This is a genomic window from Allobosea sp. GW822-FHT03F07 (assembly GCF_058801345.1).
This window is the reverse complement of record NZ_JBXAND010000004.1, coordinates 310,390-322,691: the sequence shown is the minus strand read 5'-3', so window position 1 is coordinate 322,691 and position 12,302 is coordinate 310,390. Positions and strand designations below refer to the sequence as shown.

Genomic DNA, 12,302 nt, shown 5'->3' with positions numbered 1-12,302 from the left:
TGGCTAACGAATCCCGGTGATCGCCTCCAGCTCGCCCCTCAGCGCCGGCGTGCAGCACAGCACCGGATTGCCCTTCGCGATACCCTCGCCGGCAAAGAAGTCGTTGACATAGGCCCCCGCCTCGCTGGCGATGACGAGGCCGGCGGCGACGTCCCAGGCGTTGATGTGCAGTTCCGCATAGGCCTCGCTCCAGCCGCATGCGGCGTGGCAGATGCCGAGGGTTCCCGAGCCGCCGCGCCGGATCGCGGCGCCGGCGGCGTAGCCGCGCTCGATCACCTTGAGATAGTTCGCGGCCGGCACGCGCGTCGACCAGCCGAGTTCGATAGACGCCCGGGCAATATCGGTCGCGCCGGACACCCGGATCGGATCGCCGTTCAGGGTCGCCCCGGCGCCGCGACGCGCCGCATAGACCTCGCCGAGCGCCGGCGCCGCGACGACGCCGATCTCGGGCTTACGGTTTGCGAGGAAGCCGATGGAGATGCACCAGTTGCGGTCGCCATGGGCGAAGTTGGCGGTGCCGTCGATCGGATCGAGGATCCAGACCGCGTCCGAGGCTTCGCCCCCGCCCTCCTCGCCGATGACGGAGTCATTCGGGAACAGCTCGGACAGACGGCGGCGCAGGAACTCCTCGACCTTGCCGTCAGCAACGGTCAGCCAGTCCTGGGCTCCCTTCATGGTGATGCCCAGCGACTCGCGCTTGTTGAAATAGCCGAGCGCGAGATGGCTCGCCTCGGTCGCGAGGCCGAGCGCCGCATAATAGCGCAGATCGCGTTCCGCAGGCGTCATTAGTGCGCCCCCAGATCGACGCTGACGGGTCTGCCGGATCTTGCGGACTCCGTCGCGGCATCGGCGAGGATCTGCGCCTTGAGCCCGTCGAGGCCGGACGGCGTCGGAGCCTTGCCGCCCTTGCAGGCGGCGAGGAAGGCGTCGAGCTCGGCGCGATAGGCGCTCGCATAGCGTTCGAGGAAGAAATTCTGGACCGGATCGGCCCGGAAGCCGGAGCCGGTCGCGCTTTCCACCGTCGTCTCGTGGATGTTGCCGGCGCGCAGCATGCCCTTCGAGCCGTGGACCTCGATGCGCTGGTCGTAGCCATAGGTGGCGCGGCGGGAGTTCGAGATCTGCGCGATACGCCCTGAGGCCGTCTTCATCAGCACGGCGGCGGTGTCGACGTCGCCGGCCTGTCCGATCGCCGGATCGACCAGCGCCGAGCCGAGCGCGAAGACCTCGACCGGCTCCTCCGCCAGGAGGAAGCGGGCCATGTCGAAGTCGTGGATCATCATGTCGCGGAAGAGCCCGCCGGAGCGCTTCACATACTCCACCGGCGGCGGCGAGGGATCGCGCGAGATCACGCTGACGATCTCGATCGCGCCAGCCTCGCCCGCCCGCAAACGGCTCTCGAGCGCGGCGAAATTCGGATCGAAGCGGCGGTTGAAGCCGATCATCAGCGGCTTGCCGGACTTTTCGACGGTGGCGAGGCAGCGGCGGATGCGGGCGGCGTCGAGATCGACCGGCTTCTCGCAGAACACCGCCTTGCCGGCCGAGACGGCGGCCTCGATCAGGTCGGCATGGGTGTCGGTCGGGGTGCAGATCAGCACCGCGTCGATGCTGGAATCCGACAGGATCGCGTCAGCCGTCGTCGCCTTGGCGCCGCTGGCGGCGGCGAGCGAGGCGGCGGCCTCCGGCACGGCGTCCGTCAACGCGACGAGTTCGGCATCGGGGCGCGCCACGACATTCAGCCCATGGATGCGGCCGATCCGCCCCGCCCCCAGCAATCCAACCCGCATCTTCGCCTGTCCCGTCGTCATCGTCGTCGTCATCCTCTGGACCGCCATCGGGCAGCCCCCTTCATGTCAGTCATGCGCGCCCAGAATCGTCTGGTCGAAGTCGATATTGGAGCCCGTCATAAGCCCGGATTCGTCGGACGCCAGATAGGCCACGGCACGGGCGACCTCGCGCGGGTCGAGCAGGCGCCCGAAAGGCCGGCCGGCGGCGGCGGCGTCGAGCCAGCCATCCTGCGCGCCATGGCGCTTGCGCATGATCGCATCCTCGCCCGGCGTCGCCATCCAGCCGATGTTCAGGCCGTTGACCCGGATCCTGTGCGCCAGCAAGCCATAGGCTGCGTTCTTGGTCAGCGTCGCCAGCGCGCCCTTGGAGACGCTGTAGGCGGAGAGGAAGGGCTGGCCGCCATGGGCCGACATCGACTGGATGTTGACGATGGCCCCGGCAATCGTCTTGCGGCGCATCAACTCGGCCGCATCCTGGATCAGGAAGAAGGGCGCACGCAGATTGACCGCCATGATGCGCTCATAGAGGTCCGGCGTGGTATCGAAGACCGTGCCGCGATCGGTGTCGCCGGCCGCGTTGACGAGGATATCGAGCCGTCCGAAGGCGCGCTCGGCCGCCGGCACGATCGTCCTGACGGCAGCGAGATCCGACAGGTCGACGGCATGGAAACGGGCGTCACAGCCGGCGTCCTTCAGGCTCGCGGCGACGGCCTCGCCCCGTTCGGGACTACGGCCCGTCAACAAGAGGCCGCTGGCGCCGCGCGCAGCGAATTCGCGCGCCACGGCCTCTCCCAACCCCTGGCTCGCGCCGGTGACGACGGCAACCCGGCCGGCGAGATTGCGGCTGAACGAAACGGCCTCGGACACTTGAAATGCTTCTCCCGGTCAGACGGCACATTTTTTTGATTTTCGTGCTTTATGGAACAATCATTCCATTCTCTGGGTCCGCAAGTCAAGGCTGCCCGGAGGGGTCAGCGCCCGGGACGACCCACAAGCGGCTCGCGCTCCGCCCGCGGCGGATGGCCGAAGCGCCGGCGATAGCCACGCGAGAAATGACTGGCGCTGACGAAGCCGCAGGCGAGCCCGATCTCCAGCACCGAGAGCGAGGTCTGGCGCAGCAGGTCGCGGGCGCGGTCGAGGCGCAAGGCTAGATAATGCTCGCCGAGCGAGCGGCCGAGATGGTGGCGGAATAGGCGCTCCAGCTGGCGCAGCGAGACATTCGCCGTGCGCGCCAGTTCCTCCCGGGAAAGCGGATTCTCCAGGCTCTGCTCCATGCGGCCGACCACGCGCAGCAGCGGCGCATGGCTGATGCCGAGCCGTTCGCGCAAGGGCATGCGCTGGGGGCCGGCGCCCTCGCGGACATGGGTCTGCAGGAACCACTCGCTGACGGCGAGCGCGAGTTCGCTGCCATGCTCGCGGGCGATGACGGCGTGCATCATGTCGAGGGGCGCGGTGCCGCCGCTGGAGGTCAGCCGGTCGCGGTCGATCTCGTAGAGCGAGCGCCGCAGATCGAGGTCCGGATAATCTTCGAGGAAAGCCGGCGCGTGCTCCCAGTGGATGGTGAAGCGGTAGCCGTCGAGGACATTGGCCCGCGCCAGGATGTAGGGGCCGCCGGAAACCCCGCCGAGCCTGACCCTGTGCCGTGCGAGCTGCCGGAGCCAGGCGAAGGTCGGCGGATGATGGAAGACCGCCGGATTGCCGCCGGCGCAGACGACGACATAGTCGAAGCGCATCTCGGCGCCGACGGCATGGTCGGCGCGGATGCTGACCCCGTTCGAGGCCGTGGCCGGCTCGCCGTCGATCGAGACATGGCTCCAGCGATAGAGATCGCGACCCGACAGGCGGTTGGCCGCACGCAAGGGCTCGACCGCGGAGGCGTAGGCCAGCAGCGCAAAGTCGGGAATCAGCAGGAAGCCGACATGGGCCGGAGTGCGTTCGCCCTCCTTGTCGCCAGTGGATAAGTTCGTGTCGCCCAGAGTCATATCCGACAGGCTATGTCGGCCAATCTGCGAATGACAAGGCCGTTGCCGCTTTCTCTGACCCCGAACCGGACCGCCGATGCGCTATTCCGTCTTCTCGCTGCTCGCCCAGACGCTCAAGGGCCATAAGGGCTGGCAGCCGACCTGGCGCGACGCCGCGCCCAAGCCCGAATACGACGTGCTGGTGATCGGTGGCGGCGGGCATGGCCTGGCGACCGCCTATTATCTCGCGAGCCGGCACGGCATCCGCAATGTCGCGGTGATCGAGAAGGGCTATATCGGCTCCGGCAATGTCGGGCGGAACACCACGATCATCCGCTCGAACTACCTGCTTCCGGGCAACACGCCGTTCTACGAGCTCTCGATGAAGCTCTGGGAGGGGCTGGAGCAGGACCTCAACTACAATGCGATGGTCAGCCAACGCGGCGTGCTGAACCTCTACCATTCGGACGCCCAGCGCGACGCCTATGCGCGGCGCGGCAATGCCATGCGGCTAGCCGGCGTCGATGCCGACCTGCTCGATCGCGAGCAGGTCCAAGCCATGCTGCCCTTCCTCGATTATGAGAATGGGCGCTTCCCGATCCAGGGGGGGCTGCTGCAGAAGCGCGGCGGCACGGCCCGGCACGATGCCGTCGCCTGGGGCTATGCCCATGCCGGCGACCGCAACGGCGTCGACATCGTGCAGAACTGCGAGGTCACCGGGCTGAGCATCGACAACGGCCGCATCACCGGCATCGAGACGACGCGCGGGCCGATCAAGGCGAAGAAGGTCGCGATGGCCGTCGCCGGCAACTCGTCGCGGGTCGCGGCAATGGCGGGCCTGAGGCTGCCGATCGAGAGCCATGTGCTGCAGGCCTTCGTCTCGGAAGGCGTGAAGCCGCTGATCGACACCGTCGTGACCTTCGGCGCCGGCCATTTCTATGTCAGCCAGTCCGACAAGGGTGGGCTGGTCTTCGGCGGCGACATCGACGGCTACAATTCCTACGCCCAGCGCGGCAATCTGCCGGTGATCGAGGACGTGATGGAATCGGCGATGGCGCTTTGGCCGGGCATCGGCCGCATCCGCATGCTCAGGCACTGGGGCGGCATCATGGACATGTCGATGGACGGTTCGCCGATCATCGACCACACGCCGGTCGAGGGGCTCTATCTCAATGCCGGCTGGTGCTATGGCGGCTTCAAGGCGACACCGGCCTCGGGCTTTTGCTTCGCGCACCTGATCGCGAAGGACGAGCCGCATCCGGTCGCCGCCGCCTACCGGCTCGACCGTTTCGCCACCGGGCGCGTCATCGACGAAAAGGGCGCCGGCGCCCAGCCCAACCTGCATTGAGGCGGGGGATGCTTACGCTTCCTCTTCCGTCATGGTCGGGCTTGTCCCGACCATCCGCGTCTTCCTTCGGCGAGACCTGTGTTCAAGACGTGGATGCTCGCCACAAGGGCGAGCATGACGCGGTTGGCACACGCTTCCTTCAACGCAGGGGCAACTGAACCATGCGCATCACCTGCCCCCATTGCGGCGCCCGCGACGCCCAGGAATTCACCTATCTCGGCGACGCCAATCCGAAGCGTCCTGACGGGATGGATGCGACGGAAGCCGCCATGTTCGAATACGTCCATCAGCGCGACAATCCGGCCGGCCGGCATCGCGAGCTCTGGTATCACGGCGCCGGCTGCCATGCCTGGCTGGTTGTGACGCGCGACACCCGCACCCATGCGATCGAAGCGGTCGAGACCGCGAAGCCAGCCAAATCCGGAGTCACGGCATGAGCGCCCAGCCCTTCCGCACGGCTTCTGGCGGCCTGATCGACCGGACGCAGGCACGCTCCTTCCGCTTCGACGGCCGACGCTATGAGGGCTTCGCCGGCGACACGCTCGCCTCGGCGCTGCTCGCCAATGGCGTTCGTCTGGTGGGTCGTTCGTTCAAATACCATCGCCCGCGCGGCATCCTTTCGGCCGGGCCAGAGGAGCCGAATGCGCTGGTCGAACTGCGGGCTGGTGCCCGGCGCGAGCCCAACACCCGCGCGACCGTCACCGAACTCTATCATGGCCTCGAAGCCTCAAGCCAGAACCGCTGGCCCTCGCTCGCCTTCGATCTGCTCTCGGTCAACGGACTGGTTTCGCCGGCGCTGGTGGCGGGCTTCTACTACAAGACCTTCATGTGGCCGGCCTCCTTCTGGGAGAAGCTCTACGAGCCGCTGATCCGGCGCGCCGCCGGCCTCGGCCGCGGGGCCGGGCATGAGGACCCCGACCATTACGAGAAGGCCTTCGCCTTCTGCGACCTGCTGGTGATCGGCGGCGGCCCGGCCGGGCTCTCGGCGGCGCTCGCCGCGGGGCGGGCCGGCGCCCGCGTCATCCTCTGCGACGAGGATTTCCGGCTGGGCGGCAAGCTCCTGACCGAGAAGCGCGAGATCGATGCCCGCCCGGCCATCGCGTGGGTCGCTGAGGCGCTGGCCGAGCTTTCGAGCCTGCCCGATGTCAGGATCATGCCGCGCAGCACGGTCTACGGCGTCTACGACCACGGCATATACGGCGTGGTCGAGCGCGTCGCCGACCATCTGCCGGTGCCGCCCGCGCATCAGCCGCGCCAGCGCGCCTGGCGGGTCAACGCCAAGCGCGCGATCCTCGCGGCAGGCGCAATCGAGCGGCCGATCGTCTTCGCCGGCAACGACACGCCGGGCGTCATGCTGGCGGGCGCGGTGCGCGCCTATCTCAACCGCTATGGCGTCAAGCCGGGGCGCGAGGCCGTCGTGTTCACCGCCGGCGACGATGGCTGGGCGGCGGCGCGCGACCTCGCCGCCGCTGGCGTGACCGTCACCGCGATCGTCGACCCGCGCCCAGGCGTCGACACCACGCTGAGCCTGCTCGCCGGCAAGATCGGTGCGAAGCACATCATCGGCGTCGTCGCCAGCGCCTCGGGCGGTCGCGCACTGCGCTCCGTGACCGTGCGCGAGGCCTCGGGCCGCGAATACGGCATCGCCTGCGACCTGCTCGCCGTCTCGAATGGCTGGAACCCGACTCTGCACCTGACCTCGCACCAGAATACGCGGCCGGTCTGGGATGCCGGCATCCATGCCTTCGTGCCGGGTGCGCTACCGGCGGGGCTTTCGGTCGCGGGCAGCGCCGCGGGGCGCTTCTCGCTGGCGCAGGCGCTGGAAGACGGCGCGCGCTTGGGTGCCGAGGCCGCGACCGATTGCGGCTTCGCGCCGAAGGCTGTGATGCAGCCGCCGAAGACCGACCCCGAAAGCGCCAGCCTCAGCCCCGTCTGGCGGGTCAAGGGCGGGAAGGGCAAGTTTTTCTCGGGCAAAGCCTTCGTCGATTTCCAGAACGACGTCACCGACAAGGACATCGAACTCTCGGCCCGCGAGGGCTTCCGGCCGGTCGAGCATCTCAAGCGCTACACCACGCTCGGCATGGCGACCGACCAGGGCAAGACCTCCAACATCGCCGGCCTCGCCATCATGGCCGAGCAGACCGGCAAGACGATCCCCGAGACCGGCACGACGATCTTCCGGCCGCCCTATACGCCGGTCGCGATCGGCGCGCTGGCCGGCCATCATCGCGGCAAAGAGTTCCGGCCGGCGCGGCTGAGCCCCACGCATGAATGGTCGAAGCAGCAGGGCGCCGTCTTCGTCGAGGCCGGGCAGTGGCTGCGGGCGCAATATTATCCGAGGCCCGGCGAGACCGATTGGCTGACGACGGTCAATCGCGAAGTCCTGGCCGTGCGCAGCGGCGTCGGTATCTGCGACGTCTCGACGCTCGGCAAGATCGACATACAGGGCAAGGATGCGGCCGAGTTCCTCGAGCGTGTCTATATCAACGGCTGGAAGGCGCTGCCGGTCGGCAAGGCCCGCTACGGGCTGATGCTGCGCGAGGACGGCTTCGTCATGGATGACGGCACGACCTCGCGGCTCGCCGAGACGCATTTCCTGATGACCACCACCACCGCCAATGCCGGCAAGGTGATGCAGCATCTCGAATTCTGCCATCAGGTGCTGTGGCCCGATCTCGATGTGGCGATGGTCTCGGTCTCCGAGCAATGGGCGCAGGCCTCGATCGCCGGGCCGAAGGCCCGTGTGGTGCTGCGGGGCGTGGTCGATCCGCAGCACGATCTCTCGAACGAGGCCTTCCCCTATCTCGCCGCGCGGGCGGTCACGGTCGGCGGCGGGCTGCCGGCGCGGCTGTTCCGAATCTCGTTCTCGGGCGAGCTCGCCTATGAACTCGCCGTCCCGGCCGATCAGGGCGAGGCGATGATGCGGGCGCTGATGGCGGCGGGCGCGGAGCACGGCATCACGCCGTACGGCACCGAGGCGCTCGGCGTGATGCGGATCGAGAAGGGCCATGTCGCCGGCAACGAGCTCAGCGGCCAGACCACGGCGCGCGATCTGGGCTTGAGCAAGATGATGTCGTCCAAGAAGGACTATATCGGGCGGCTGATGGCGAAGCGCGCGGCGCTGATCGAGGCCGACAGGCCGATCTTCGTCGGCTTCCGCCCGGTCAACCGCAGCGAACGCCTACGCGCCGGCGCGCACTTCATCGGGATCGGCAAGGCCGCCACGATGGAGAACGACGAGGGCTACATGACCTCCGTCGCCTATTCGCCGCATCTCGAACACTGGATGGGGCTCGGCCTGCTCAAGAACGGGCAGGCCCGCATCGGCGAGCGCATCCGCGCGGTCGATCCGGTCCGCAATGGCGATATCGAGGTCGAGATCTGCAACCCCGTCTTCCTCGACCCGGAAGGAGCGCGCCTCCATGGCTGACGCGATGACGACAGCGAACTGGACGCCGCGCGGCGCCTGGGCGGGCATCCTCGCGAGCGGCCATCTCGGCACGGTGGGCAAGACCGGCGTGCGGATCGAGGCCCGCGACGGGCTCGGCATCGCGAGCCTGATCGCCCCGGCCGCAGGCGATGCCGCGCTGGCCGCCGCCGTGAAGAGCAGCTTCGGGCTCGACCTGCCGTCCAAGCCCTCCATTACCCGCTCGGGGAAGCATGCCGCGGTCTGGGCCGGGCCCGGCCAATGGCTGCTCATCGCCGAGGATCGCGCAGGCGTCGCTGACGCATCGGCGCCGCTTTCGGACGTCGCCGCGGTCGCCGACCAGAGCTCGGGTCGCGCTGCATTGCGCCTTTCCGGCCCTCTTGTCCGCCAAGCCCTGGCCAAGGGCTGCATGCTCGATCTGCACCCGGCTGCCTTTCCCGTCGGCATGGCCGCCTTGACAAGCATCGCCCATATCGGTGTGCATCTCTGGCGGGCCGAGGACGGCCCGGAGGGAGCGGTCTTCGAGATCATGGTGGCACGCAGCTTCGCCGGCAGCTTCTGGTCCTGGCTCTCCGCCTCGGTGGCGGAGTTCGGCTGCGACATCGTCACGAGTGAAGTGTCGACCGGGCGAGGTTGAGCGCAGCGCGTCGCGCGCAGGACACGCTCTTCTTCACCTGTCATTCGGGGGTAGGCCAAAGGCCTGAGCCCGGAATGACGGCGGAGCCTGATTCATCTCACAGCCAGCGAAGGGCCGCCCCTTGCGGCGGCGTCAGCCATGTCCGACCGCACAGCCATCCTGACCCTGTCCTGCCCCGACCGTCCCGGCATCGTCTCCGCCGTCTCGACGCTGCTGTTCGAGGCCGGCTGCAACATCCTCGATGCCCAGCAGTTCGACGATATCGAGACCGGCCGCTTCTTCATGCGCGTCGTGTTCCAGCGCCTCGACGAGAGCATGACGCACGAGGCCATCGCGGCCTCCATCGGCGAGCTCGCCCAGCGCTTCGGCATGAGCTTCACGCTGCGCGAGCGCACCGCGAAGAAGCGCGTCATGCTGCTGGTCTCGAAGTTCGACCATTGCCTGACCGATCTGCTCTATCGCTGGCGCATCGGCGAATTGCCGATGCAGGTGACGGCGGTCGTCTCGAACCATGCGCGCGATCACATCGCCTCGACCGATCTCGGCGACCTGCCCTTCCACCATTTGCCCGTGACGCGGCAGAGCAAGATGGAGCAGGAGGCGGAGCTTTGGCGGCTGGTGCAGGAGACGAGGACCGATCTGGTCGTTCTGGCGCGCTACATGCAGATCCTGTCGGACGGATTTTCGGCCAAGCTGCTCGGCCGCTGCATCAATATTCATCATTCCTTCCTGCCCGGCTTCAAGGGCGCCAAACCCTATCATCAGGCCCATGAGCGCGGGGTGAAGCTGATCGGGGCGACGGCGCACTACGTCACGCCCGATCTCGACGAGGGCCCGATCATCGAGCAGGACGTCGAGCGCATCTCGCATCGCGACACGCCGGACGATCTCGTGCGCAAGGGCCGCGATATCGAGCGGCGCGTGCTGGCCCGTGCGGTGCTGCACCATCTCGAGGATCGCGTTGTCCTCAACGGAAAGAAAACGGTCGTCTTTCGGGATTGATCGGCATAAAATTGCGAACGTTCGACCACTGAAGACACAATCATTCATTTACTCCCGCCGCCGGGCGTCTCGCTCTGCGATGGGCGCGTATTTGCTCTGCGCTGCACAGTTGACGCTTTCGTTGGCACATGGCTTGCTAAAGGCGACCAAGAGGGAAAACGGCGCGGCAAGCGCCGGGCAACCAGCATTGAGCTTATGAGTGGAGAGATTCCCATGAAAGACCAGGATCTGGGCAAACTGATCGCCCGCGTGAAGGAAGGCGCCCTGTCGCGGCGCTCCTTCATCAGGAAGGCGGCGGCCATCGGCCTGGCTGCACCGTTCGCCAATCAACTGCTGGCCTTCAACGGCGTCGCGATGGCGAACGCCACCCTGCCCTACAAGCCGACCAAGGCCGGCGGCGGCGGCCCGCTCAAGATCCTGCTCTGGCAGGCACCGACGCTGCTGAACCCGCATTTCGCCTCCGGCACCAAGGACCAGATCGCCTCGCGCATCTTCTTCGAGCCGCTCGCCGGCTGGGACAAGGAAGGCAACCTGATCCCGCAGCTCGCAGCCGAGATTCCTTCCAAGGCCAATGGCGGCCTCTCGGCCGACGGCAAGGAGGTGATCTGGAAGATCAAGCCGGGCGTGAAATGGCATGACGGCAAGCCCCTCACCGCCGACGACGTCGTCTTCACCTGGGAATATGCCGCCGATCCGGCGACCGCTGCCTACACCACCGGCGCCTACAAGGACATCAAGGTCGAGAAGGTCAACGACCTGACCGTGAAGGTGATCTTCAAGGAGCCGACGCCGTTCTGGGCCGACGCCTTCGTCGGCGTCACCGGCCAGATCCTGCCCAAGCATCATTTCGGCGAGTATAAGGGCGCCAAGTCGCGTGAGGCCCCGGCCAACCTGAAGCCCGTCGGCACCGGCCCCTACAAGTTCGTCGACTTCAAGCCGGGCGACATCCTGACCGGCGAGCGCAACACCGAATACCACATCCCCAACCAGCCACATTTCGACACGCTCGAGGTCAAGGGCGGCGGTGATGCGGTCTCGGCGGCCCGCGCCGTGCTGCAGACCGGCGAATACGACTATGCCTGGAACCTCCAGGTCGAGGACGAGGTCCTCAAGCGCATGGAGACCGGCGGTCGCGGCAAGATCAGCGCCGTGGTGTCGGGCGACATCGAGTTCATCACCCTCAACACCACGGATCCGTGGACCGAGGTGGACGGCGAGCGCTCAAGCGTCAAGACCAAGCACCCGACGCTCTCGGACCCGGCCGTGCGCCAGGCGATCAACCTGCTGATCGATCGCGACTCGATCCAGAAGTTCATCTACGGCCGCGGCGGCATCGCCACGGCGAGCTTCGTCAACCAGCCGGCGCAGTTCAAGTCGAGCAAGCTGAAGTACGAGTTCAACGTCGACAAGGCGAACAAGATCCTCGACGACGCCGGCTACAAGAAGGGCGCCGACGGCATCCGCGAGAAGGATGGCAAGAAGCTCAAATACGTCTATCAGACCTCGATCAACGCCCCGCGCCAGAAGACGCAGGCGATCATCAAGCAGGCCTGCCAGCGCGCCGGCATCGACCTCGAGCTCAAGTCGGTCACGGCTTCGGTGTTCTTCTCCTCGGACGTGGCGAACCCCGACACCTACACCAAGCTCTATGTCGACATGGAGATGTACACCACCACGCAGCCGCAGCCCGATCCGGAGCGCTTCCTGAACCAGTTCACGTCCTGGGAGATCGCCAACAAGGAGAACAAGTGGCTCGGCCGCAACGTCTCGCGCTACTCGGACCCGGCTGCCGACGAGGCCTACAAGGCTGCCCAGAAGGAGCTGGATCCGGCCAAGCGCGCCGCGCTGCTGATCAAGGTCAACGAGATCTTCTGCGAGGCCAACGTCATCCTGCCGCTGCTGTCGCGCACCCGCGTCGCCGCGTCGGTCAACAACCTGTCGCATGACCACAGCGGCTGGGACGTCGACACCTGGAACCTCGCTGCCTGGTATCGCAGCTAAGACCAGAGGGAGCGGGCACCCCCGCGCGGCTGGACGTCGCGCGGGGGGCTCCGCTCCCTCTTCATTTTGACCGAGCGGAATCCGCCGCCGTTCGCACGAGCGGCCAGCCGCTATTCGTGGCGATAAAAGACCACGTTCGAAA

General features: G+C 67.2%; 10 protein-coding genes. 6 read left to right on the top strand and 4 right to left on the bottom strand.

Annotated elements, in window-relative coordinates:
- Positions 1-3 precede the first annotated feature (3 nt).
- From AC1RMY_RS15285 to AC1RMY_RS15270, 4 genes are all read right to left on the bottom strand, one after another.
- Positions 4-786: an inositol monophosphatase family protein gene (locus tag AC1RMY_RS15285; RefSeq protein ID WP_492865823.1), complete on the bottom strand. Its 783-nt coding sequence runs from the start codon at positions 784-786 to the stop codon at positions 4-6.
- The gene (gene iolG / locus AC1RMY_RS15280; protein WP_492865822.1) at positions 786-1,832 is read right to left on the bottom strand and encodes an inositol 2-dehydrogenase; all 1,047 of its coding nucleotides are present in this window, start codon (positions 1,830-1,832) and stop codon (positions 786-788) included. Before iolG ends, AC1RMY_RS15285 begins: the two co-directional genes overlap by 1 nt.
- An 18-nt stretch (positions 1,833-1,850) precedes the next feature.
- Complete coding sequence (locus AC1RMY_RS15275; protein ID WP_492865821.1) at positions 1,851-2,651, bottom strand: SDR family oxidoreductase; 801 nt, start codon at positions 2,649-2,651, stop codon at positions 1,851-1,853.
- Positions 2,652-2,755: 104 nt separating this feature from the next.
- Positions 2,756-3,766 (bottom strand): GlxA family transcriptional regulator, encoded by a 1,011-nt coding sequence (locus AC1RMY_RS15270; RefSeq protein ID WP_492865819.1) that lies wholly within the window; start codon positions 3,764-3,766, stop codon positions 2,756-2,758.
- A 76-nt stretch (positions 3,767-3,842) separates the two neighbouring features.
- On the opposite strand from AC1RMY_RS15270, the gene AC1RMY_RS15265 reads away from it, so the two are divergent.
- From AC1RMY_RS15265 to AC1RMY_RS15240, 6 genes are all read left to right on the top strand, one after another.
- Positions 3,843-5,093 carry a sarcosine oxidase subunit beta family protein gene (locus tag AC1RMY_RS15265; RefSeq protein WP_492865818.1) on the top strand — a complete coding sequence of 417 codons (1,251 nt, stop codon included), beginning with the start codon at positions 3,843-3,845 and terminating at the stop codon, positions 5,091-5,093.
- A gap of 161 nt (positions 5,094-5,254) precedes the next feature.
- Positions 5,255-5,530 (top strand): sarcosine oxidase subunit delta, encoded by a 276-nt coding sequence (locus AC1RMY_RS15260; RefSeq protein ID WP_492865817.1) that lies wholly within the window; start codon positions 5,255-5,257, stop codon positions 5,528-5,530.
- A complete protein-coding gene (locus AC1RMY_RS15255; RefSeq protein WP_492865815.1) occupies positions 5,527-8,523 on the top strand; it encodes a sarcosine oxidase subunit alpha family protein in 2,997 nt (998 codons plus the stop codon). Before AC1RMY_RS15260 ends, AC1RMY_RS15255 begins: the two co-directional genes overlap by 4 nt.
- Positions 8,516-9,157, top strand: a complete 642-nt coding sequence (locus tag AC1RMY_RS15250; protein ID WP_492865813.1) for a sarcosine oxidase subunit gamma — start codon at positions 8,516-8,518, stop codon at positions 9,155-9,157. The genes AC1RMY_RS15255 and AC1RMY_RS15250 overlap by 8 nt, the downstream gene beginning before the upstream one ends.
- A 138-nt stretch (positions 9,158-9,295) precedes the next feature.
- Positions 9,296-10,159 (top strand): formyltetrahydrofolate deformylase, encoded by an 864-nt coding sequence (gene purU / locus AC1RMY_RS15245; RefSeq protein WP_492865812.1) that lies wholly within the window; start codon positions 9,296-9,298, stop codon positions 10,157-10,159.
- Positions 10,160-10,372: 213 nt separating this feature from the next.
- Positions 10,373-12,160 (top strand): peptide ABC transporter substrate-binding protein, encoded by a 1,788-nt coding sequence (locus AC1RMY_RS15240; protein WP_492865810.1) that lies wholly within the window; start codon positions 10,373-10,375, stop codon positions 12,158-12,160.
- Positions 12,161-12,302: the final 142 nt, after the last annotated feature.

Excerpts from the sequence above, each read along its gene's own strand:
- AC1RMY_RS15285 (WP_492865823.1), bottom strand. The coding sequence starts at position 786 with ATGACGCCTGCGGAACGCGATCTGCGCTATTATGCGGCGCTCGGCCTC.
- iolG (WP_492865822.1), bottom strand. The coding sequence starts at position 1,832 with ATGGCGGTCCAGAGGATGACGACGACGATGACGACGGGACAGGCGAAG.
- AC1RMY_RS15270 (WP_492865819.1), bottom strand. The coding sequence starts at position 3,766 with ATGACTCTGGGCGACACGAACTTATCCACTGGCGACAAGGAGGGCGAA.
- AC1RMY_RS15265 (WP_492865818.1), top strand. The coding sequence starts at position 3,843 with ATGCGCTATTCCGTCTTCTCGCTGCTCGCCCAGACGCTCAAGGGCCAT.
- AC1RMY_RS15260 (WP_492865817.1), top strand. The coding sequence starts at position 5,255 with ATGCGCATCACCTGCCCCCATTGCGGCGCCCGCGACGCCCAGGAATTC.
- AC1RMY_RS15255 (WP_492865815.1), top strand. The coding sequence starts at position 5,527 with ATGAGCGCCCAGCCCTTCCGCACGGCTTCTGGCGGCCTGATCGACCGG.
- AC1RMY_RS15250 (WP_492865813.1), top strand. The coding sequence starts at position 8,516 with ATGGCTGACGCGATGACGACAGCGAACTGGACGCCGCGCGGCGCCTGG.
- purU (WP_492865812.1), top strand. The coding sequence starts at position 9,296 with ATGTCCGACCGCACAGCCATCCTGACCCTGTCCTGCCCCGACCGTCCC.
- AC1RMY_RS15240 (WP_492865810.1), top strand. The coding sequence starts at position 10,373 with ATGAAAGACCAGGATCTGGGCAAACTGATCGCCCGCGTGAAGGAAGGC.